The 20908-nt window shown below is 71.4% G+C and carries 23 protein-coding genes; 5 read left to right on the top strand and 18 right to left on the bottom strand.

All coding sequences use genetic code 11. The annotated features are described in order from the left end of the window. Positions 1-19: 19 nt before the first annotated feature. On the bottom strand, positions 20-973 hold the full coding sequence (locus tag ACVW19_RS18395; protein ID WP_457460441.1) for a M56 family metallopeptidase: 954 nt from the start codon (positions 971-973) through the stop codon (positions 20-22). 6 nt (positions 974-979) lie between these two features. Next, on the bottom strand, positions 980-1381 hold the full coding sequence (locus ACVW19_RS18390; RefSeq protein ID WP_457460440.1) for a BlaI/MecI/CopY family transcriptional regulator: 402 nt from the start codon (positions 1379-1381) through the stop codon (positions 980-982). A 135-nt stretch (positions 1382-1516) separates the two neighbouring features. Here ACVW19_RS18390 and ACVW19_RS18385 point away from each other — a divergent pair, with 135 nt between their 5' ends. Next, entirely contained in the window at positions 1517-1777 is a 261-nt protein-coding gene (locus ACVW19_RS18385) for a twin-arginine translocase TatA/TatE family subunit (RefSeq protein WP_457460439.1), read from the top strand. 6 nt (positions 1778-1783) lie between these two features. Here the strand turns inward: ACVW19_RS18385 and ACVW19_RS18380 are convergent, their stop codons facing one another. Both ACVW19_RS18380 and ACVW19_RS18375 read right to left on the bottom strand, forming a co-directional pair. Then, a complete protein-coding gene (locus tag ACVW19_RS18380) occupies positions 1784-2584 on the bottom strand; it encodes a TIGR03943 family putative permease subunit (RefSeq protein WP_457464661.1) in 801 nt (266 codons plus the stop codon). A 50-nt stretch (positions 2585-2634) separates the two neighbouring features. After that, positions 2635-3672, bottom strand: coding sequence for a permease (locus ACVW19_RS18375; protein WP_457460438.1), 1038 nt, complete (start codon positions 3670-3672; stop codon positions 2635-2637). Positions 3673-3882: 210 nt separating this feature from the next. Between ACVW19_RS18375 and ACVW19_RS18370 the strand changes: the two genes are divergently transcribed. Continuing rightward, positions 3883-5880, top strand: a complete 1998-nt coding sequence (locus ACVW19_RS18370; RefSeq protein WP_457464659.1) for a potassium channel family protein — start codon at positions 3883-3885, stop codon at positions 5878-5880. A gap of 96 nt (positions 5881-5976) precedes the next feature. Here ACVW19_RS18370 and ACVW19_RS18365 read toward each other — a convergent pair whose 3' ends face one another. Continuing rightward, positions 5977-7830, bottom strand: a complete 1854-nt coding sequence (locus tag ACVW19_RS18365) for a prolyl oligopeptidase family serine peptidase (protein WP_457460437.1) — start codon at positions 7828-7830, stop codon at positions 5977-5979. A 208-nt stretch (positions 7831-8038) separates the two neighbouring features. Between ACVW19_RS18365 and ACVW19_RS18360 the strand changes: the two genes are divergently transcribed. Beyond that, a complete protein-coding gene (locus ACVW19_RS18360) occupies positions 8039-8857 on the top strand; it encodes an SURF1 family protein (protein WP_457460436.1) in 819 nt (272 codons plus the stop codon). Between the two features lie 52 nt (positions 8858-8909). On the opposite strand, the gene ACVW19_RS18355 is transcribed toward ACVW19_RS18360, so the two are convergent. The 9 genes from ACVW19_RS18355 to ACVW19_RS18315 form a co-directional block, all read right to left on the bottom strand. Next, the gene (locus tag ACVW19_RS18355) at positions 8910-10481 is read right to left on the bottom strand and encodes a hypothetical protein (protein ID WP_457460435.1); all 1572 of its coding nucleotides are present in this window, start codon (positions 10479-10481) and stop codon (positions 8910-8912) included. After that, on the bottom strand, positions 10478-11152 hold the full coding sequence (locus ACVW19_RS18350; RefSeq protein WP_457460434.1) for a SigE family RNA polymerase sigma factor: 675 nt from the start codon (positions 11150-11152) through the stop codon (positions 10478-10480). Before ACVW19_RS18350 ends, ACVW19_RS18355 begins: the two co-directional genes overlap by 4 nt. A 392-nt stretch (positions 11153-11544) precedes the next feature. Then, positions 11545-12600 carry an aspartate-semialdehyde dehydrogenase gene (locus ACVW19_RS18345; RefSeq protein ID WP_457460433.1) on the bottom strand — a complete coding sequence of 352 codons (1056 nt, stop codon included), beginning with the start codon at positions 12598-12600 and terminating at the stop codon, positions 11545-11547. Further along, the gene (locus ACVW19_RS18340; protein ID WP_457460432.1) at positions 12600-13877 is read right to left on the bottom strand and encodes an aspartate kinase; all 1278 of its coding nucleotides are present in this window, start codon (positions 13875-13877) and stop codon (positions 12600-12602) included. Before ACVW19_RS18340 ends, ACVW19_RS18345 begins: the two co-directional genes overlap by 1 nt. 192 nt (positions 13878-14069) lie before the next feature. Next, the gene (locus ACVW19_RS18335; RefSeq protein ID WP_457460431.1) at positions 14070-14459 is read right to left on the bottom strand and encodes a twitching motility protein PilT; all 390 of its coding nucleotides are present in this window, start codon (positions 14457-14459) and stop codon (positions 14070-14072) included. Next, complete coding sequence (locus ACVW19_RS18330) at positions 14456-14734, bottom strand: hypothetical protein (protein ID WP_457460430.1); 279 nt, start codon at positions 14732-14734, stop codon at positions 14456-14458. Before ACVW19_RS18330 ends, ACVW19_RS18335 begins: the two co-directional genes overlap by 4 nt. A 78-nt stretch (positions 14735-14812) precedes the next feature. Beyond that, on the bottom strand, positions 14813-15922 hold the full coding sequence (locus tag ACVW19_RS18325) for a hypothetical protein (RefSeq protein WP_457460429.1): 1110 nt from the start codon (positions 15920-15922) through the stop codon (positions 14813-14815). Positions 15923-16166: 244 nt separating this feature from the next. Continuing rightward, positions 16167-16352: a DUF397 domain-containing protein gene (locus tag ACVW19_RS18320; RefSeq protein WP_457460428.1), complete on the bottom strand. Its 186-nt coding sequence runs from the start codon at positions 16350-16352 to the stop codon at positions 16167-16169. After that, complete coding sequence (locus ACVW19_RS18315; RefSeq protein WP_457460427.1) at positions 16349-17158, bottom strand: helix-turn-helix domain-containing protein; 810 nt, start codon at positions 17156-17158, stop codon at positions 16349-16351. The genes ACVW19_RS18320 and ACVW19_RS18315 overlap by 4 nt, the downstream gene beginning before the upstream one ends. A gap of 84 nt (positions 17159-17242) precedes the next feature. Here ACVW19_RS18315 and ACVW19_RS18310 point away from each other — a divergent pair, with 84 nt between their 5' ends. Beyond that, a complete protein-coding gene (locus ACVW19_RS18310) occupies positions 17243-17686 on the top strand; it encodes a hypothetical protein (protein ID WP_457460426.1) in 444 nt (147 codons plus the stop codon). Here ACVW19_RS18310 and ACVW19_RS18305 read toward each other — a convergent pair. From ACVW19_RS18305 to ACVW19_RS18290, 4 genes are all read right to left on the bottom strand, one after another. Beyond that, positions 17678-18070, bottom strand: a complete 393-nt coding sequence (locus ACVW19_RS18305) for a signal peptidase I (RefSeq protein ID WP_457460425.1) — start codon at positions 18068-18070, stop codon at positions 17678-17680. The two genes, ACVW19_RS18310 and ACVW19_RS18305, sit on opposite strands and share 9 nt — an antisense overlap. Positions 18071-18222: 152 nt before the next feature. Further along, the gene (locus ACVW19_RS18300; RefSeq protein ID WP_457460424.1) at positions 18223-18882 is read right to left on the bottom strand and encodes a DUF5063 domain-containing protein; all 660 of its coding nucleotides are present in this window, start codon (positions 18880-18882) and stop codon (positions 18223-18225) included. Then, a complete protein-coding gene (gene recR / locus ACVW19_RS18295; RefSeq protein WP_457460423.1) occupies positions 18875-19474 on the bottom strand; it encodes a recombination mediator RecR in 600 nt (199 codons plus the stop codon). The genes ACVW19_RS18300 and recR overlap by 8 nt, the downstream gene beginning before the upstream one ends. Before the next feature lie 59 nt (positions 19475-19533). Further along, on the bottom strand, positions 19534-19875 hold the full coding sequence (locus ACVW19_RS18290; protein WP_457460422.1) for a YbaB/EbfC family nucleoid-associated protein: 342 nt from the start codon (positions 19873-19875) through the stop codon (positions 19534-19536). Positions 19876-20155: 280 nt separating this feature from the next. Between ACVW19_RS18290 and ACVW19_RS18285 the strand changes: the two genes are divergently transcribed. After that, the gene (locus ACVW19_RS18285) at positions 20156-20902 is read left to right on the top strand and encodes an SLATT domain-containing protein (protein ID WP_457460421.1); all 747 of its coding nucleotides are present in this window, start codon (positions 20156-20158) and stop codon (positions 20900-20902) included. Positions 20903-20908: the final 6 nt, after the last annotated feature.

Below are 20908 nucleotides of genomic sequence, written 5' to 3'. Positions count from 1 at the left end.
AAGGCCAGGGCCGCCGCACTCACAGCGGTGTCGCCGTGCGGAGGATCCAGAACAGGGTCACGGCCGCGTTGGCCGAGGACATCGCCGACACGGCCGTACCGGCGGCCGCTCCCCAGACGGCCAGGCCCACCGAGGTGAACACCGTCGGCCAGGGCCCCGTCGCCGGAGCCGGGGCGAGCAGCGCGGCCACCCGGCGGGGAACCGGTCCCGGCGCCGCGAACGGCGCTCCGGACGCCACGAACGCCGGCGGGGGCGGGCCGGACCGGGAGGCGAGCGCCGCCTTGCCGATGGCGGTGGCGACGGTACGGCGGTCACCGACCGTACGGGCCGCCTCCTCGTCCGCCCAGCGTTCCGCCGCGTACGACACCGCCGTACGCAGCGGGCGCAGGAACGGGTTGGCGTGCGCGGCCAGCCGGACGGCCAGCAGGAAGCGGTGATGGCGCGCGGTCAGGTGGGCGCGCTCATGGGCGAACAGGGCACGGCGTTCGCCGGGGTCCAGACGGTCGAGGAGAGCGGTGGTGACCACGACCCGGTCCCGGCTCGGACCGCCGCCCGGGAGCGCGTACGCGTACGGGGTGCCGTCGGGCAGGACCGCCACCTCCGTGTCCGGCAGGCCGGCCAGGGCGCGGTGGGCTCGTCGGCGGGCGCGGCCGTGCCGCCACAGCGTGCGCGCACAGACCAGCAGGACCGCGCACAGGGCCGGGATGGCCGCCTTGCCCACGACCTCGTCGTAGGGGACCGCCGCCCGCACCTCCGGGTCCGACCAGCCGTCGGGCAGCGGATTGCCGGGCAGGGTGGCGGTGCCGACCACCATCACCAGGCACAGGCACACCGTGCTGCACACCGCCATCACCGCCGCGACCCAGGTCAGCATCCGGGTCGCGGTCCGCGGGTGCAGATGCTGTTCGGCGAGCCGGGCGATCGGCCATGCCGTCAGCGGCAGAACGAGCGGAAGGAAGACGAACACCCCCATGAGGTTTCAGTCTTCCCCATCGCCCCGGGGCTGACCCAGCAGTTCCCGCAGCAGCCGTTCGTCGTCCGGGCCGAGACCGGTGACGAAGCTGGCCAGGACCGCCTCCCGGTCGCTCTCGGCGTCCAGCACCCTGCGCATCCGGTGCGCCGCGAGGCCGGCGTGGTCGGAGGCGGGCGTCCAGGCGAAGGAGCGGCCCGCGCGTTCACGGGTGACCGCGCCCTTGGCCAGCAGCCTGGTCAGGATCGTGACGACCGTCGTGTAGGCGAGGTCCTGGCCCAGACGCTCCTGCACCCAGCCGGCCGTCGCCGGGCCGTCCGCCTCCCGGAGCGCCGACAGCACGAGTGCCTCCAACTCGCCCTGTCCCCGCCGCCGGTGGCGCTGACCGCGCCCCTGATCGCCCTCGACCACGGCCCGTCTCCCTTCCGCCGCCATCCCGTTCCCGGGCGGTCATCGTATAGACACGTGCACGCCGTCAAATTCTCTACATTGCTGTAGATTCTACGGGCGGCATCCGGCAACGGCTCACGAGAAGGACGGACCCCCATGTTCGGGTTGAGCGAACTCGCGATCATCCTCATCGTCGTCATCGCCGTTCTCGGTGCGAAGAAGCTGCCCGAGCTGGCCCGCTCGGCGGGCAAGTCCGCCCGCATCCTCAAGGCCGAGGCCCGTGCGGCCAAGGAGGACGAGCGGGAGGAGCAGGCGCGGGAGCAGGGCCGGCAGCCGGACGCCCCTCGCGTCATCCAGGGTGAGACCGTCACCCGGGACACTGCCGCCGACGGCCACACCCGGCAGCACCGCCCCTGAGCCCCCTCAGCCGTTCCAGACCTCGTCGTACGGGTCGCGCGGGGCCGGGACCGGCTTCGCGGCCGTGACCTCGAAGTAGGGGACGGGACCGTCGTTGACCGGGTCCTTCGTCCGGCGCGGGGTGTAGGTGCCGCTGACCTCCAGCCAGGCGTCCGGTCGCAGGACCGGGGGGACCTCGCCGGTCAGGGCGATCTTGACCGGCTGGGCGTCCGCGGCGCAGCAGCTGAGGGACATCCGGACCAGCTGGGGAGTACCGGCCCGGTCCAGTGCGACGAAACCGGTGATCCTGATGGTGCGGTCGCGGAGGTGACGGCCGTCGTCGTGGACCGCGCGTGCCGCGTACTCGCCGACCCCGAGGCGAAGCGTGTCCCCGGCGGGAAGGTCCGGGAACCCGAACGGTTTCTGCAGCGCCGTGCCCGTGTGGGTGGCGCTGTACGAGCCGAGGGCCGGCGGTGCCACCAGGATCAGGGCGAGGACGGGGAGGGCCAGGAGCCAGGCGACACGGGGCTCCCGATGGCCGTGACCGTGGCCGTGACCGTCTTCCCGGTCCTGGTCCCGGACCGGGCCCTGGCCCTGATTCCGGTCCTGCTCCCGGTCCCGCTCCCGGTCCCGGTCGTGCCTTCGGTGGGTGCCGCGCCACTCGTACCAGACCGTCGCCGCCGCCGTCACGACGAGTACCGCGCCGGACAGCAGGAGCAGCGGGCGCAGGCCCGCCTTGACGTAGCGCAGATGGAGGTCGGTCAGGCCCGCGTGCAGCACGGTCGCGCCCAGGAGGAAGAGGAGAGCCGCCTGGGCCTGGCGGTTCAGGTTCGGTTTCGGGTTCGGGTTCGGGTTCAATTTCGGGTTCGGGTTCGGGTTCACAGCAGGACCGCTCCGGTCAGGGCCGAGGCCGCCACCGCCAGGACGAGGGTCGCGGGGGCGAAGCGCAGGGCGAAGCCGCGGCCGAACGTGCCCGCCTGCATGGCGAAGAGCTTGAGGTCGATCACGGGACCCACCACGAGGAAGGCGAGCCGGGCCGTCAGCGAGAACTGGGTCAGGGAGGCCGCCACGAACGCGTCCGCCTCCGAGCAGATCGACAGGAGGACGGCCAGCGCCGCCAGCACCAGCACCGACAGCACGGGGTGGTCGGCCGCCGACCGCAGCCAGCCGGCCGGGACCACCGCCTTCAGCGTCGCCGCGGCCATCGCGCCGACCACCAGGAAGCCACCGGCGTGCATCACGTCGTGCCGGACCGACCCCCAGAACGCGGCGCCCCGGCTCTGCCCCTCGTAGGACGAACGGGACGGCGGGCGCAGCCAGTCCGCGCGGCCGTGGCGCTGCCACAGCCAGCCCGTCGCACACGCCACCAGCAGGCTCGCCGTGAAACGGGCGAGGACCATCATGGGGTCGTTCGGAAAGGCGACCGCCGTCGCCGTCAGCACGATCGGGTTGATCGCGGGAGCGGACAGCAGGAACGCCAGCGCCGCCGCCGGTGCCACTCCCCTGCGCACCAGCGCCCCCGCCACCGGCACGGACGCGCACTCGCAGCCGGGGAGCACCGCGCCCGCCGCGCCCGCGACCGGGACCGCCAGGGACGTGCGTTTCGGCAGGGCGCGGGCGAAGAAGGACGGCGGGACGAACACGGCGATCGCCGCGGAGAGCAGGACACCGAGCACCAGGAAGGGCAGGGCCTGGATCAGCACCGCGACGAACACCGTCATCCAGCTCTGCATCACGGGTGCGGCCAGGGCGCGACGGACGGAGTCCTGGAACATCACGGCGAGAAGCAGGAACAGGACGAGGAGGAGAGGGGAGTTGACATGGCTGGCCTCCCCCGAGGGCCTGGACTCCCCTGACGGCCCGGACTCCCCCGGCGGCCCGGACTCCCCGGCGGCGGGCAACTTGGTGACGGCCACGGACCGGGTACCTCCCACATCGCACGCGAGGGCGGGGCGGGGCCGCTCCCGCCCCGCCCCGCCTTCCTGCCTCCTTGGTACGAAGCGAAGTACGGCCCCGTTCAACGCCGTTCGCCGGGTACTCCTGGAACCGCCTGCGTGTATAAGGCAGTCTTTCCTCTCGTGGTGAGCCTTCCGAATCAGACCCCGCCGGACGATCCCCCCGCACACATGGTGGTGTGCGGGGACGACGGGCTCGCGCATCGGCTCGCCGCCGAACTGCGGGGCGTGTACGGCGAACAGGTCACCCTCGTCGTGCCGCCGTCCGGACTCCGGGTGCGGGAACCCGTGGTCGGGCGGGCCCGCGCGGCCTCCGCCGCCCTGCTCGACCGGTTCGTGAACGCCACCGTCAACCGCGGCAACGGCAACGGCAACGGCGGTTCCGACGGCGCGTCCGACCAGCGGCTGGTGGAGGCCGCCGAGCCGACCGACGCCGTACTCGCCGAGGTGGGCGTGGCGCGGGCCGCCGCACTGGCCCTGGTGTACGACGACGACGAGACCAACATCCGCGCCGCCCTCACCGCCCGCCGGATCAACCCCCGGCTGCGCCTCGTGCTGCGCCTCTACAACCGCCGCCTGGGCCGGCACATAGAGGAACTCCTCGACCAGGCAGCCGGGTTGGCCGGAAGCGACCCGCACGGGCGCGGGGACCCCGTCGTCGACACGTCCACCACCGTGCTGTCCGACGCCGACACGGCCGCGCCCGCCCTGGTCGCCACCGCGCTCGTCGGCACCAGCAAGATCGTCAACACCGACGGGCTGATGCTGCGCGCGGTGGAACGGCGTCCGCCGCGCCCCGGCGAGGTGGCCGATCCCGGGCTGTGCACCCTGGCGTTGCTGTCCGCGACGAGCCACGACCCGGGCGGGTCGGAGGGTTCGGAGGACAGCGGTGACCAGGGGCCGCAGATGCTGCCCGACGCGGACGCCGTCGCGGCGGCGACCGGACGCGGCACGATGGTGCTGGAGCAGGTGTCGTACTCCGGGCCGCCGTTGCCGGTGGTGCGGGCCCAGGTGCCGCCCCTCGCCTCCCTGTTCTCGCAGCGGCTGCGGTGGTCGCTGGCGGGGCTGGCGGCGGCCGTGGTGGCGCTGGCGGTGACCCTGACCCTGGTCACGAAGGACAGTCCGCTGCACGCCACCTACGTCACCCTGCTCGACCTCTTCTCGATCAACGATCCCGCGCACAACGCGTCCAGGAGCCAGCAGATACTTCAACTGCTGTCCGGAATAGTCGGGTTGCTGCTGCTGCCGGTGATGGTGGCGGCGGTGCTGGAGGCGCTGGGGACGTTCCGTACCGCCTCGACGCTGCGGAAGCCGCCACGCGGGCTGAGCGGGCATCTGGTGCTGCTGGGGCTCGGCAAGATCGGTACCCGGGTGCTGACCCGGCTGCACGAGCTGCACATCCCCGTGGTGTGCGTCGAGGCCGACCCGGAGGCGCGGGGCATGGCCACGGCGCGACGGCTGGGCGTGCCGGTGGTGCTCGGGGACGTCACGCAGGAGGGCGTGCTGGAGGCCGCGAAGATCCAGCGCGCCGACGCGCTGCTCGCGCTGACCAGCGCCGACACCACGAATCTGGAGGCCGTGCTGTACGCGCGGTCCGTGCGGTCCGATCTGCGGGTCGTCCTGCGGCTGTACCACGACGAGTTCGCGACGGCCGTGTACCGCACCCTGCGGGCCGCGCACCCCGATGCGCTGACCAGGAGCCGCAGCGTCTCCCACCTGGCCGCGCCCGCGTTCGCGGGGGCGATGATGGGCCGGCAGATCCTGGGGGCGATCCCGGTCGAGCGGCGGGTGCTGGTGTTCGCGGCACTGACCGTGGGCGGGCATCCGCAGTTGGAGGGCAGGACGGTCGGTGAGGCGTTCCGGGCCGGGGCGTGGCGGGTGCTGGCCCTGGACACGGCGGCCACGGCGGTACGCCCGCCGGGCACGGGCGGGGACGGGAACCGCGACGGAAACGGATTCGGAATTCCGGGGGCCCCCGGGCCCCCCGGAAACAGGGGCAGGGGCGCGAACGGCGGCGTCGGTCCGGCGGAGGCGGGACCGTCGGGGCTGATCTGGGACCTGCCCGACACGTACGTCCTGCGCAGCGAGGACCGGGTGGTGCTGGGCGCCACCCGGCGGGGGCTGGCGGAACTGCTCCGGCGCAGGGGGAGGGAGCGGACCGGGGCGTGACGTGAACGGGGGGGCCGGTGCTTCCCGGGCCGCGGCCCGGGAAGCGCCTCTCCCCCCTCGGCCGCCCCGGCCCTCCCCAGCCCTCTCCCTACCTGCTCAGACCTGCTTCCCCAGGTACCGTTCCGCGAAGTCCAGCTCCAGGCGTACCTGCTTGATCCGCTCGTCGACCACCAGGGAGCCGTGGCCCGCGTCGTAGCGGTAGACCTCGTGGGGGGCGTCGCGGGACTGGAGGCGGTGGACGTAGTTCTCGATCTGGCGGATCGGGCAGCGCGGGTCGTTCACCCCGGCCGAGATGTAGACCGGTGCCTTCACCCGGTCGACGTAGGTGATCGGGGAGGACGCCTCGAACCGCTCGGGAACCTCCTCGGGGGTGCCGCCGAGGAGCGTACGGTCCATGGCCTTCAGCGCCTCCATCTCGTCGTGGTACGCCGTGACGTAGTCGGCGACCGGGACCACCGCGATGCCCAGGGTCCACGCGTCGGGCTGGGTGCCCAGGCCCAGGAGGGTGAGGTAGCCGCCCCAGGAACCGCCGGTGAGGATGAGACGGTCCGGGTCCGCGAGGCCCGAGGTGATCGCCCACTCGCGGACCGCGGCGATGTCCTCCAGCTCGATCAGACCGACCCGGTGCTTCAGCGCGTCGGTCCAGGCGCGGCCGTAACCCGTGGAACCGCGGTAGTTGACGCGGACCACCGCGTAGCCGTGGTCGACCCAGGCGGCCGGGCCCGCGGCGAAGGAGTCGCTGTCGTGCCAGGTGGGGCCGCCGTGGATGTCGAAGACCGTGGGCAGCGGGCCGCTCGCGCCCGCGGGCTTCTGGACCAGGGCGTGGATCCGGCCGCCGGGGCCCTCCACCCACACGTCCTCCACCGGCACCGAACCGGGCGACTTCATGCCCGGCGGGTCCAGGACGACCCCGCCGGCCGTGGAGCGGACCGCCGACGGCTCCGCCGACGACGACCACAGGTACTCCACGCTGCCGTCCGGACGGGCCGTCGCGCCCGAGACCGTGCCGGGCGGGGTGTCGATCTCCAGCAGTTCGGGGCCCGCCAGGTCGTAGCGGAACAGTTCGCTGCGGGCCTCGAAGCTGTGCGCGATCAGCAGGCCCGTGCCGTCCGGGAACCACTCGGCGCTCACGTCACCCGGCAGCTCCAGGGCGAGGTCCGTCTCCTCGCCCGTCGCCACGTCCCACACCATGGGCTCCCAGCGACCGCGCCGCTGGTGACCGATGAGCAGACGCGTGTCACCGTCGAGCGGGGCGAAGCCCAGCACCTCCAGGCCCAGCTCCTCGGTGCCGCCCCTGGTGTCGTCCAGCTCGGCGACCGGCGTGCCGTCGGGGCGCAGCACACGCAGCGCGGAGTGCATCGCGTCGCCGTGCTCCGTGTGCTCGACGGCGATGAGCGAGCCGTCGTGGGAGAGGTCTCCGACGCCCGCCGACTCGCGGTGCCGGTAGATCTCCACGGGCTCCTCGCCGGTGCGCACGAGGTGGATCGTCGTACCGTCCTCGTCCGTGGAACGGCCCACGACCGCCGTGCGCCCGTCCCGGGCGAGGGCGAGACCGGCCGGGTACGAGGCGTTCAGGCCCTCGGCGGCGAGTTCGTCGGCGCCGCCCGCGAACCGCTGCCGGCGCCAGACGCCGAACTCGTCGCCGTCCTTGTCGTCGAACCACCAGATCCACTCGCCGTCCGGCGAGAGCACGCCGTCCGTGGTGCCGTTGGGCCGGTCCGTCACCTGGCGCTGCTCGCCCGTCGACCGGTCCCAGGCATACAGCTCGTACGTCCCCGTCGCGTTCGACACGAACAGGGAACGGTCGGGGGCGTCCTCCGCCCAGTCGGGCAGGGAGACCCGGGGCGCCCGGAAGCGCTTCTCCCAGTCGGGCATCCGCTCGCCCTGTTGTACTCGCTCGGTCCGGTCCGTCCGCCGCGCCGGTGCGCCGGACTCGTTGCTCTCAGTCATGGCCCCATACTGCCTGCCTTGGGGGGTGTCGCGCCGCCGAGGTCCCCAGCCTGTGGACAACCCGCACCGGATCTCCCACCGGGGCCGACACCACCGCTACCGCCACGGGTCACCCCTGCCTCCCCCGTCCCAGCAACCACGGGGCCACGGGGGCCGCGCGGGCCGCCCCGCGAACCGGTCTTTCCACTCGGCCCCGTACCGTGGGAGCGTGTACCGGTTTCTGCTGACGCCCCGATGGTGGGGGATCAACGTCTTCGTGCTGCTCGCCATCCCCTTCTGCGTCTTCATGGGTTCCTGGCAGCTGAGCCGCTTCGAGGACCGCGTCGACAACCACCGCGGCGCCGAGGAACAGGCCGCCTCCTCCCAGCAGGAGAAGGCCCGGCCGCTGGACACACTGCTGCCGGTGACCAAGGCGACCTCCGGCAAGCAGGCCACCACGAGCGGCCGCTACGAGGAACAGCTCCTCGTGCCCGACCGGAACCTCGACGGCGAACCCGGCCACTACGTCCTGACCCTGCTGCACACCGACAACGGCAAGGTGCTGCCCGTCGTCCGCGGCTGGCTGCCCGGCGAGCCCGACCCGTCCGGGGCGCCCGCGCCGCCGGACGGCGAGGTCACCGTCACCGGGGCGCTCCAGGCGTCCGAGACCCCCGGCAGCCACGGCGTCAGCGCCCGCAGCGGCCTGCCGGAGGGGCAGACCGCCGCGATCAGCGCGGCGTCGCTGGTGAACCTGGTGCCCCACGACGTGTACGAGGCGTGGATCACCCTCAACGAGGGCGACTCGGGGATGCGGGCGGTGCCCGCGGTCGCGCCGGGCGGTACCGGGCTGGACCTCAAGGCGTTCCAGAACCTCGGCTACACCGCCGAGTGGTTCGCCTTCGTCGGCTTCGTCGTCTTCATGTGGTTCCGCCTGCTGCGTCGCGAGGTGGAGCTCGTCCGGGACGCGGAACTGGGCCTGGTCCCGGAGGAGCGGCAGGAGCGCGAGCCGGAACCGGACGAGAGGCAGTCCAGCCCGTCAGGGGTGTGACCGGGACCGGGACCTCCGTCCCGGTCGGCCCGTCGGCATCGGCCCGTCGGCGTCAGCTCGTCAGCGTCGGCAGCAGTCCCGTCCAGTAGACGGTGCCCGCGCAGGCGTTGGCCACCGTGACGGTCGCCGTGCCCCCCGTCGCCGCGGTGTACGTCACGGTCACACTTCCCTCGGCCGGGCCGTCCGCCTTGAGGAGCTGGGCCGCCGTTCCGGTGTCGCCGCCCGTGGACGTGCCGCTGTTGGCCATGGGCTCTTCCTGCGAGGGGCTCGGGTCGGGCGTGGGCTCCTCGGTGCCGCCCCCCGTGTCGCCACCGGTCCCGCCGTCCGTGGGACAGGTCTCGGAAGGCACCCAGGCGAACTTCACGTCGTACGCCTCACCCGGCTTGAGCACCAGCGGCGCGGACTCCAGGGACGGGTCGGGCAGGCCGGCCGCCGCGTCCCCCGCCACATGCCGGGCCGAGCCCACCTTGGCGGGGTCGGCCGCACCCAGCGGAGTCACGCTCACGTTTCCGGGCCCGCCGACGGTACAGGTCACCTTGGACACGTTGCCGACCCGGAAGGAGCCGTAGACCGCGCCGGTCGAGTCGGGGGCGACGCTGCTCGCGACGGCCGGTCCGAGTTGTGCGGCCGTGCAGGCGGTCACCCCGGCCGTCGCGCTCGACGAGGGGCCCGCCTTCTCGGGCTCGCCCGTGCTCGAGCCGGGCCCCACGCCCTTCTCCTTGACCTTCTTGCCCTTGCCGTCCTTGTCGGTCCCCTCGACCCGGTCCGAGGCACCGCCCGCGGTGGTCTCGCCGCCGCCGGTCTTCTTTTCCTCGTCGGTGCTGCCCTCCGTCTCCGAGGCGTGGCCGATGGCGAACGGGTTGGCGTCCGAACCGGTGACGTTCGAGACGTGCACGAGGGCCGGGACGGCCGTGCCGAGGAAGAGGGCCGCGGCCGCCGCGCCGACGAGGAGCTGCCGCTTGCGCGCCCGGCGGGCGGGGACCGCGCGCTGCAGGTACTCCAGCGAGCCCTCGCGCGGCTCCATCTCGCCCACCGAGCGGTGCAGCAGGCTCCGCACGTCCAGTTCGTCCAGCTCGGTCGACCCGACCGACTTGACGGGCTCGGCCGACTGGTCGAACTCGACCGGCCCGACCGACTTGACGGGCTCGACCGGCCCGACCGACTCAGCAGGCCCGACCGGCTCGGTGGGCTCGACCGACTCGACCGGCCCGACCGACTTGGCAGTCTCGGCCGACTGGTCCGACTGGTCCGACTCGGCGAGCTCGACCGAATCCGCCGGTCCGTCCGAGTCCGTCAGCCGGTCCGAGCCGGTCGGCTCATCGGAGTCGAGCCGCTCCGTGCCCTGGTCGGGTCCCTCGTCGTCCAGGCCGTCGTTCACAGTTCCGTTCCCAGCGTGCGATTGCTTCGACTGCTGCCCGGTCGGGGACACCGACCCACGCGGTACGCGCAGGTCGTCACCGTCGGACGGCCCCGGGCCGTCGGCCCCGGACACACGTTCGTCGGGCTCACGTTCCTCAGCCTCGGCCGCGCTCTTCTCGGCCGCGTGCTCCTCAGCCGCGCGCTTCTCGGGCCCATCCTCCTCCGGCCCGCGCTCCTCACCGCGCGTGTCCCTGTCGCCGCTCATACCGGCGCCTCCATGGCCACCCGCAGCGCCGCGATCCCGCGCGAGCCGTACGCCTTCACCGAGCCCAGCGAGATGCCGAGCGTCGCCGCCACCTGCGCCTCGGTCATGTCCGCGAAGTACCGCAGCACCAGCACCTCGCGCTGACGGCGCTGCAGCCCTTTCATCGCCTTGATGAGGGAGTCGCGCTCCAGCAGGTCGTAGGCGCCTTCCTCCGCGCTCGCCATGTCGGGCATGGGCTTGGAGAGCAGCTTCAGGCCGAGGATGCGGCGGCGCAGCGCGGAACGGGAGAGGTTGACGACCGTCTGACGCAGATACGCCAGGGTCTTCTCCGGGTCCCGGACCCGTTTACGGGCGGAGTGGACGCGGATGAACGCCTCCTGGACGACGTCCTCGCAGGAGGCGGTGTCGTCGAGGAGCAGCGCCGCGAGACCCAGCAGCGAGCGGTAGTGCGCCCGGTAGGTCTCGGTGAGATGGTCGACGGTCGTGCCGGCTGCCACGATGTCGTCGGCACCGCCGTCACGCTGACTCGGTATGCGGGCGGGCCGCGCTGCTGGCATCGGCGCGATCACCGGCATGCCACCGGACGCACCGGCCTTGCGGGGTCGGAGAGCCTGGCGGGGCGGGCGTAGAGCCGTGCCGCGCGGCGTTGCGAAGTCGAGTACCTCAGCCACGCCAGTTGGACACGCTTCCCCCCATGAGGGTTGTACGTGCCGCGCGTCACGTTTGCCGCGCCCGGCGCCGGCCGACCGTCGTCCGTGCCGGGCAGCACTCTCGACAGCACACCGAATGCCCTCATGTGTCCGCTCTTCCCCTATGTCTCATATGAACGGACGTCCCCACGTCCGATTTCAGACGTCCCCACGCCCGAAAAGACCACCGCGTCCCCACGTGCCCAACAACAGGGGTGCCCGCAAAGACGCTTCTCGCCCCACGCTCGGTTGCGTGGGGCGGGAAAGTAAATCCTCGACTGCCGACCGGACAGGATCAAGAGATCTGAGCCATCCTGGCCGGATCGCATGGCCCACGAAGATCCTACAAACTCATCCCCGTGACCAAGGATTATTTACGCCTCGGCCACCACCAGTTCGGCGATCTGCGCGCTGTTGAGCGCGGCGCCCTTGCGCAAGTTGTCACCGCAGACGAAGAGTTCGAGCGCCGTCGGGTCGTCCAGCGCCCGCCGTACCCGTCCCACCCACGTCGGATCGGTGCCGACGACGTCGGCGGGTGTGGGGAACTCGCCCGCGGCGGGGTTGTCGTACAGCACGACGCCGGGTGCCGTGGCGAGGATCTCGCGGGCCGTGTCGACGGTGACCTCGTCCTCGAAGCGGGCGTGCACGGTGAGCGAGTGCGTGGTGATCACCGGCACCCGCACACAGGTCACGGCGACCGGGAGCCGCGCCAGGCCGAGGATCTTGCGGGACTCGTCGCGGACCTTCATCTCCTCCGAGGACCAGCCGTCCTCGCGCAGCGTCCCGGCCCACGGCACGACGTTCAGCGCGACCGGCTCCGCGAAGGGGCCCGTGTTGTCCCCCACCGCCCGCCGTACGTCACCGGGGCCGGTCCCCAGCTCCGTACCCGCGACCAGGGACAGCTGCTCCCGCAGGGTGCGCACGCCCTCGTGTCCGGCGCCGCTGACCGCCTGGTAGGAGGAGACGACCAGCTCGCGCAGCCCGAACTCGGCGTGCAGCGCGCCCACCGCGACGATCATCGACAGGGTGGTGCAGTTCGGGTTGGCGACGATCCCGCGCGGGCGCATCCGCGCGGCGTGCGAGTTGACCTCGGGGACGACGAGCGGCACCTCCGGGTCCATCCGGAAGGCGCCGGAGTTGTCGACCACCACCGCACCCCGTGCGACGGCGACGGGCGCCCACCGCTCGGCGACCTCGTCGGGGACGTCGAACAGCGCGACGTCGATCCCGTCGAAGGCCTCCTCGGTGAGCGCCACGACCTCGACCTGCTCACCGCGCACGGCCAGCTTGCGGCCGGCCGAGCGCGGGGAGGCGACCAGTCGGATCTCGCCCCAGATGTCGGCCCGCTGGGACAGGATCTGGAGCATGACCGTGCCGACGGCCCCGGTCGCTCCCACGACGGCGAGCGCCGGCCGTCCGGACCCACTCATCAGCGGCCGGTGCCCCCGTAGACGACGGCCTCGTCGCTGTCGGAGTCCAGCCCGAAGGCGGTGTGCACGGCGCGGACGGCACCGTCCACGTCGTCCTTGCGGGTGACGACCGAGATGCGGATCTCGGAGGTCGAGATCAGCTCGATGTTCACGCCCGCGTCGGACAGGGCGGTGAAGAAGTCGGCGGTGACCCCGGGGTTGGTCTTCATACCGGCGCCGACCAGTGAGATCTTGCCGATCTGGTCGTCGTAGCGCAGGGACTCGAAGCCGATGGCGCCCTTGTTCTTCTCCAGGGCGTCGATGGCCTTGCGGCCCTCGGTCTTCGGCAGCGTGAACGAGATGTCCGTCAGGCCCGTGGAGGCCGCCGACACGTTCTGCACGACCATGTCGATGTTGATCTCGGCGTCGGCGATCGTACGGAAGATCGAGGCCGCCTCGCCCGGCTTGTCCGGCACACCGACGACCGTGACCTTGGCCTCGGAGGTGTCGTGCGCGACACCGGAGATGAGCGCCTGCTCCACCTTCTTGTCCCCTCGCTGAATCGGCTCGCTGCTGACCCACGTGCCCGGCAGTCCACTGAAGGACGAGCGGACGTGGATCGGGATGTTGTACCGGCGGGCGTACTCCACACAGCGGTGGAGCAGCACCTTCGACCCGGAGGCCGACAGTTCGAGCATGTCGCCGGTCGAGATCCAGTCGATCTTCCGGGCCTTCGGCACCACGCGCGGGTCGGCGGTGAACACGCCGTCGACGTCGGTGTAGATCTCGCACACCTCGGCGTCGAGGGCGGCCGCCAGGGCCACCGCGGTGGTGTCGGAGCCACCGCGGCCGAGCGTGGTGATGTTCTTGCCCTGCTGGCTGACGCCCTGGAAACCGGCGACGATGGCGATGTTGCCCTCGTCCACCGAGGCACGGATCCGGCCGGGTGTGACGTCGATGATGCGGGCTTTGTTGTGGACCGAGTCGGTGATGACGCCTGCCTGGCTGCCGGTGAAGCTCTGGGCGTTGTGGCCCAGGTTTTTGATCGCCATGGCCAGCAGGGCCATGGAGATCCGCTCTCCCGCGGTCAGCAGCATGTCGAGCTCGCGCCCGGCAGGCATCGGGGAAACCTGCTCGGCGAGATCGATCAACTCGTCCGTCGTGTCGCCCATCGCGGAAACCACGACGACCACCTGGTGGCCGTTCTGCTTGGCTTCCACGACCCTCTTGGCGACGCGCTTGATGCCTTCGGCATCGGCTACGGAGGAGCCTCCGTACTTCTGCACGACAAGGCCCACGTGCGCTCCTCGCTCATTCCGTCGTTGTCCCACGTTTTGCGCACATGTGTGCACACCGTGGTCGGCTCATTCTATCGGGCACCCGAAAAACGCCTCGTCGATACCGCATCGTGAGATTCCCGGGCACCCGTGCAGGAGGGCTCATGCCCAGCCCGAAGCCGACCACTCGGAAAAGCGACCTGCGTCACACCCTCACGGCCGCTTCACGACGATGCCCTCCCGTCCGGCGCAGGCGGCCAGAGCGCGGATGTCCCCCAGGTCGTCGGTGAGAACGGGGGCGTCGTCGTAGGCGGCGGAGACAAGGACGACACTGGCGTCGATGATGTCGGACGTCTTGTTCCTCTGACAGAGCACGGCCGCAGCCTTCGCACCCGACTCCGTCAACGGCACCACTCGGCATCCGTTCAGTGCCCAGTGCAGCATCGCCGCCGACGCGCGCTCGTCCCAGCACTGCGCCGGCACACCGGCCGGAACAAGTGGGATGTCCCCGCGCAGCAGCAGCGTCTTGTGCCGACCGAGGAACCGACGGTCGCTCTTCGCAGCGGCAATGAGCGCACCGCTGTCGTACACGACATGGCTCATGCGCTGCGCCGCTCCTCGCCGGGCCGCGGCGCGAAGAGGTCCGCCGCCCAGGCATCCGCCTCGGCCATCTCCTGCTCGGAGAACGACCCGTACTCCGCCTCGTAGTCCGCCATCGCCCGCAGGCCGGCGCGGATCAGGCGACGGTCGTCCAGGTACTGCTCCAGCGCCCGGCTGATCACCGCCGAGATCTGCTCGTCCTCGGCGGCGGCGTACTGCCGCAGTGCCGTCCCGAGCTCGGCGTCAATACTCACGCTGAGCTTCACCTTCTCTGCCATATTACGAACGTAATCCACCGTCTTCGTCGGCGCCACGGGCGCGCGGAAGCGCGCGGGCGAGCGCTCGGGGCATCGTGGTCACGGGTTCCAGCGCCTCGACGGGAGGCCGTTCGCGATGCGGTCGCGGTTGTCCCGGTAGTGGTAGAAGACGCGGTCCTCGATGGGCACGGGGCGGAACGTGTCGGGCACGGGACCGCCCGTGCCGCGTTCCAGCTTCTTCCTGAGGAAGTACGCCGAGGTGGTGCCCAGGTGGGCGATCTCCTCGAACCCCTTGATGATGTCCGCGTCGGTCATCGGGTTGGCCGCGTCCTCCTCGCGGCAGTTCTCGCAGATGCCCCGGTCGATCTTCACCGTGCGTTCGTCCTGGTCACAGGTGGCGCAGGCCATGATCACGCGGGTTACGCGGGCGCGCGGTTCGCTCTGCTGCGGAGGCATCTTCGACTCCAGTCGTCGGCGGGCGAATCCGCCCGGGTTGCTGACAGTGGGTGGGAGCCCCTCGGTCAGGGCTCGGGTGATGTCGAGCGGCGTCGCGCCCCGGGCCAGCCACTCCTCGGCGAGGGCTTCGAGGGAGCGGCAGTCGCCTTCGGTGAGCGGCAGACGGGTGTCGGCGGCACGCAGCCCGGTGAGGACGCGGTACGCGGCGCTGTCCGGCTCGGCCTCGAGCTCGGTGTCGCCCTCGCGTTCGGGCTCGACCTCCGGCTCGGGCTCGGGCTCGCGGGCAGCCGGTACGTCGGTGGTCACCACGTCCTCGACGCGAGCCAGGCCGGGCTGGTGGTCCCGGGTCACGTCCTTGCCGTGGCGCTCCCTCGCGAACTGCGCCCACCACTCGGGTGACCTGCGGGTACGCGACCAGTAGGTGCGCGTGACCCACCGCATGGTGTTGTCCTCGACGGTGATGTGTTCCTTGATCCAGCGCAGGTGGCCGGCCTCGGTGATGCGGGTCAGCGACGTGCGCATCGCCTGCTGGCCGTAGCGCGGGTGCTCCGCCGCGAGGACCTTGTGGGCCATCGAGTGGCCGGTGTCGAGGTGGTCGATGAAGACGGCGACCTCGGCCTCGCGGGGGAGCAGATGTGCGAAGTCGGCGTCCGCATGCGGGTCTTCGTCACCTGCAAGGCGCTTCCCGTAGCCCGTTTTGGCCATGGGGTGGGACGGGGAGGGCAGGGCGGGGCTAGGGTGGGCGTAAGCCACGGGCGAAGTCTCGATTCGTTCCGGAGGTCAGGCCCCGGAGCCGGTGTTTGCGCACCGACCGGGGCCGAGCTGTTTGCTCGTTTGCCGCGAACCTAGAGCCGTTTCACGCTCCGCCGCAAGCCGATCACGGAACGTCACCCATTCGAGGTACGACGCCTCAACTGGCCTTCAGAATTGGTTGGTTGGGTATTTCAACCAAACCAGAAACCCAGAAAACCCATGGGAAGAGCTCGAATCCCGGGGCTCAAGCTCCGGGCCGAACTGCGGCGATGAACGCCGACCAGGCGGGTGCGGAGACGTGGAGTTCGGGGCCATTGGGGGCCGCCTTGGAGTCGCGGACGTGGATGGTGGGGGCGAGGGCGACTTCGACGCAGTCGCCGCCTTCGTCATCGCTGTAGCTCGACTTGAACCAATCCAGCTGATCGCTCATTGCCGATCCACCATCCCCTCGATGAAGCGGGCCGACTCAGCGGGGCTGAGAGCCTGTGTGCGGATCATGCTAATCCGCTCGGTCACGCGGTTGACAACCCCAGGATCAGCCGACAACTCACTCGCGAACGGCCCCTCCGTAAAGGCGAATCGCTCGTGCGCCCGAGTCTCCAACAACACCATCGGCCCCATGAGCGCCACAGGAACCGCCCGCTCGAACGGGAGCACCTGCAACACAACATTCCGCAGACGCGACACCTCCAGCAGGCGGTGCAACTGTTCGATATCCACCTGAGGGCTGCGCAGGACTGCCTCGTAGAGGACAAAACTCAACCCAACCGGCGGGTTGGGCCTGGTAAGGATGGCCTGCCTCTCCACGCGTGCGGCGATCCGCTGCTCCACAAGCTCCTCGCCCAAAGGCGGATAGCGGTTCTCAAACAAAGTCCGCGCGTACGCCTCCGTCTGCGACAGGCCGGAAACCAGCGTCGCCTCGTACGACCAGCGACTGATCGCCTCCCTCTCCCGCTCCATGAAGTCCTGTGCCCGTGCCGGGAACTTCTCGCGCTGCAAGTAGTCCTTCGCGGCGCTCAACAAGCCTTCGGCCCGGCACAGTTCGTCGGCGACGTCGAGTACGCGCGGGGTCGGCGTCCGGACCCCCTGCTCCATCGACTTGATGGTGTCCGGCGAGTAGTTGGCGGCCTCGGCGAGCTGCTCGCGGCTGACGCTCGCCTTGGTGCGCCAGCGTTTCAGCTGGTTGCCGCTGTAGCGCCAGGCGACGGGCGGCTGGGAGTTGTTCTGACCCGACACGGCACGCACCTCCGTTGGATACACCCCGGCGTGTATCTCCTCAGTCGCTACCGAACGTAGCGTGATGCTCGTCACCGTGTGACCATGACGAACGCGATTCACCGGCCCGAGTGGGTCCCCCTGATCGGCCACCGACTGCACGTCACCGGTGTCCACTTCGACGCCGTGCGGATCGAAGGGCTGCTCGGGGAGTTGGTCGCCGACCATCTGGTCGAGGCGGCCGAGGAGGACGCCGGGCCGATCGTGGCCGAGGCGGCCCGGGGGCGATGGGTGTACTTCCTGCTTCCGCCCGGAGCCGTGCAGCGGTACGACTGGCCGCTCGGAGTGCAGCGGCTCGGCTGCCGGGGCGACCGCACGGTCAGCTACATCGGCATCCCCGCGCTGGACGGCAACACCTGGCCGCTCCGCTGGTACAGCGTGCCGACGATGACCGCACCCCACGTCGAGCCCGAGGCACTGCTCCCGCTGCTCCGCACCCCGGTCAGGCCGCACCCGCCGTTCGGTCGCGGTACTCGATCGTCACCGTGATCCTGGCCCCGCCTCCCCCTCCTCTGCCACTGCGTAGCCGGGGACGGACGGCCAGCGGACGGTCAGTACCACCGACTCCTCCTCCGCGAACCAGGAACGGTCGACTCCCGGTCCCCACACGACGTAGTCGCCCTGCTCCTCCAGCAGGGCGTTGCGGCCGGGAAGTTCCACTCGGAAACGGCCGCTGATGAGAACCAGGAGAGCTGTGCGTTCCTCGCCCCGCACCCACTGCGCTCGCTCGTCGCCACGGGGGTGGACGCCCCACTTGATCTCCACGGCCTCGCTGTGGCGCGGATCGTCGAGGTCCTTGAAGTGCCCGAGGATCCAACCCCGGTCCAGCGCCGCGTCCTCGCCCGCGTTGCCGACGTACACGCAGTCGTCCATGCCGCACACCCGCTGCAAGACGTGAGCACTTCGACCGGAACTGTCCATATGGAACTCATCCGAGCGCCGAAGTGACACTTCCTCACCGACTGCTCACGTCTTCAGCAAAGGGGGCCCTCCTCCCGGCCGCCGTTTCGGGAACGCCGGTCCCGTTACGTGACCGGGCGCATGCCCAGGGGGGTGCCGATTTCTTCCGCCATGACCTTGCCCGCCTCGAATTCGAGGGTGTCGTCGCCCATGCTCTGGTCGGTGTCGAGGCCGTCGAGGGCGGGCAGGGGCTGGTTGAGGCGGACGTGGGCGACGACGGACTGGAGGGCGCGCAGGGTCGCCGACGCGGTGGGGCCCCAGTTGGAGAAGTAGGAGAACTGCCACCACCACAGCGCTTCCGTGGTGCGGCCGGCCCGGTAGTGGACCATGCCGTGATGGAGGTCGCTGATGACGTCGGTGAGGTCGTCGGAGATCCGGGCCGGGACGGGCGCCGTGCGGGGCTCGTAGGGGTCGAAGACCTCGGAGTAGACGTCGATCGGCTCCAGCAGCCGGGCGAGGTTCTCGCGGAGTGCGTCCACGTCGGCCTCCGGGCCCGGGTCGGGCTCGTACCGTTCCTCGGGGACGATGTCCTCGTGGGCGCCCAGCCGGCCGCCGGCCAGCATGAGCTGGGAGACCTCCAGCAGGAGGAAGGGAACCGCCGAGTCGGGCTCGTCGCCCTTGGCGACCTCCGTGACGGCGACCAGGAAGCTCTCGATCTGATCCGCGATCTGGACCGAGAAGTCGTCCGGGTCCCGGTCGATCGCGTGCAGCGTGGCATCAGACATCTAGGAGTCGTCTCCCCTCGAAGGCGCGACCGAGGGTGACCTCGTCCGCGTACTCCAGGTCACCGCCCACCGGGAGGCCGCTGGCCAGACGGGTGACCTTCAGGCCCATGGGCTTGATCATGCGGGCGAGGTACGTGGCCGTGGCCTCGCCCTCCAGATTCGGGTCCGTGGCCAGGATCAGCTCGGTGACCGAGCCGTCGGCCAGCCGGGCCAGCAGTTCACGGATGCGCAGATCGTCGGGGCCCACCCCGTCGATCGGGCTGATCGCACCGCCCAGGACGTGGTAGCGGCCCCGGAACTCGCGGGTGCGCTCGATGGCCACGACGTCCTTGGGTTCCTCCACGACACAGATGACCGCGCGGTCGCGGCGGGTGTCACGGCAGATGTTGCAGAACTCCTCCTGCGCCACATTGCCGCAGGTCGCGCAGAAGCGGACCTTCGCCTTCACTTCCATCAGGGCGTGGGCGAGACGCCGTACGTCCGTCGGCTCCGCCTGGAGGATGTGGAAGGCGATCCGCTGGGCGCTCTTCGGACCGACGCCGGGCAGCCGCCCGAGTTCGTCGATGAGATCCTGCACCACGCCTTCGTACAACGGACTGCCGTCCTTCCTGGGTTTTCTTCAGTACGTACCGTAGAGGCCCGCGCCCCGTCTTAGAAGGGCAGACCTGGAATACCGCCGCCGCCCAGGCCCTGGGCCAGCGGGCCGAGCTTCTGCTGCTGGAGGGTCTGAGCGTTCTCGTTGGCCGCCTGGACGGCCGCGACGATCAGGTCCGCGAGGGTCTCGGTGTCCTCGGGGTCCACCGCCTTCGGGTCGATCTTCAGCGCCCGGAGCTCGCCACCGCCGGTGACGGTCGCCGTGACCAGGCCACCGCCCGCCTTGCCGTCGACCTCCATGCGCGCGAGTTCCTCCTGCGCCTTGGCCAGGTCCTGCTGCATCTTCTGGGCCTGCTGGAGCAACTGCTGCATGTTGGGCTGGCCACCACCGGGGATCACGATTCAGCTCCTTGGTCGGTCCGTCCGTACGGGATTTTCCCGTTCGGCACGAGCCTACGTGGTCCGGGCGGCCGTCGCCCCAGCACTCTTTCGAGTGAGTCCCGGTCGGGCCCTCTACCTGATCACGGCCCTCTTTCGGGCGGAAGAGCGGCCGAACCCCCGGCGCGCCCCACCCGTCGGGCGGTAGGAAGGGCCGGGCACGTCCGCGCCAACCGTCAAGCAGACGTCGCGCAGACGTCGAGCAGGAGTCGGCAGGGGTCAGGTCAGTAGGGAGTACGGGGTGGGTCAGCCGGAGATGCAGCCCGAGGGCCGTCCGCAGGACGGTCCCGGCGAGGGGGCGGCCGGGCTGCGGCCCGGCGATCTGGCCGGGCGGGTGTTTCCGCTCGGGGACTGGGGCGAGCCCGCGCTCCGGCTGGACGAGCTGTACCGGTGGGTGGAACAGGGGGCGTTGGACACCGCCGCCTGGTACCTCGCGGACCGGGTGTGGAAGCGGCGCTGCGCGCGGGCCCTGCGCGCCGGGACCGCGGCGGGGGCGGTCGCCGGGGCGGCGCTGCTGCTGCTGGATCTGACCCGGGTGGCCGTCGGGGCCACTCCCTGGGGGTACCTGGCGCTGCTGCTGGCGGTGGCGTGTGCGGTCGCCGACCGGTTCTTCGGGGTGACGTCCGGCTGGATGCGGGACGTGGCGACCGCGCAGGCGGTGCAGCGGCGGCTCCAGGCGTTCCAGTTCGACTGGGCGTCGGAGTGCGTCCGCGAGGTGCTGGGCCCGGCCGAGGGCACCGCGAGCGAGGCGGCCGAGCGGTGCCTGTCGGTGCTGCGGCGGTTCTCGGAGGACGTGAGCGAGCTGGTGCGGGCCGAGACGGAGGACTGGATGACGGACTTCCGCGGCGGGATCGTGCCGCTGGGCGTCCGGGGGGCCGCGGCCGGCACGGGCCGTCCCGATGCGGCCGCGCCGCACGGCCGTTTCCCCGCCCCATCGGGCGCTGCCCGGCCGAACATGCCCCGGCAGCGCCCCCCGGAGCCGAGGTAGGCGGGG

This window comes from Streptomyces sp. TE5632, assembly GCF_054061295.1.
Note: the sequence above shows the minus strand (reverse complement) of the source record. Positions and strands in the feature narration are given on the sequence as shown.

Bases quoted from the DNA above. Each gene is read 5' to 3' on its own strand.
- ACVW19_RS18395 (WP_457460441.1), bottom strand. From the start codon at position 973: ATGGGGGTGTTCGTCTTCCTTCCGCTCGTTCTGCCGCTGACGGCATGG.
- ACVW19_RS18385 (WP_457460439.1), top strand. From the start codon at position 1,517: ATGTTCGGGTTGAGCGAACTCGCGATCATCCTCATCGTCGTCATCGCC.
- ACVW19_RS18370 (WP_457464659.1), top strand. From the start codon at position 3,883: ATGGTGGTGTGCGGGGACGACGGGCTCGCGCATCGGCTCGCCGCCGAA.
- ACVW19_RS18365 (WP_457460437.1), bottom strand. From the start codon at position 7,830: ATGACTGAGAGCAACGAGTCCGGCGCACCGGCGCGGCGGACGGACCGG.
- ACVW19_RS18355 (WP_457460435.1), bottom strand. From the start codon at position 10,481: ATGAGCGGCGACAGGGACACGCGCGGTGAGGAGCGCGGGCCGGAGGAG.
- ACVW19_RS18345 (WP_457460433.1), bottom strand. From the start codon at position 12,600: ATGAGTGGGTCCGGACGGCCGGCGCTCGCCGTCGTGGGAGCGACCGGG.
- ACVW19_RS18335 (WP_457460431.1), bottom strand. From the start codon at position 14,459: ATGAGCCATGTCGTGTACGACAGCGGTGCGCTCATTGCCGCTGCGAAG.
- ACVW19_RS18330 (WP_457460430.1), bottom strand. From the start codon at position 14,734: ATGGCAGAGAAGGTGAAGCTCAGCGTGAGTATTGACGCCGAGCTCGGG.
- ACVW19_RS18320 (WP_457460428.1), bottom strand. From the start codon at position 16,352: ATGAGCGATCAGCTGGATTGGTTCAAGTCGAGCTACAGCGATGACGAA.
- ACVW19_RS18310 (WP_457460426.1), top strand. From the start codon at position 17,243: ATGACGAACGCGATTCACCGGCCCGAGTGGGTCCCCCTGATCGGCCAC.
- ACVW19_RS18305 (WP_457460425.1), bottom strand. From the start codon at position 18,070: ATGGACGACTGCGTGTACGTCGGCAACGCGGGCGAGGACGCGGCGCTG.
- ACVW19_RS18300 (WP_457460424.1), bottom strand. From the start codon at position 18,882: ATGTCTGATGCCACGCTGCACGCGATCGACCGGGACCCGGACGACTTC.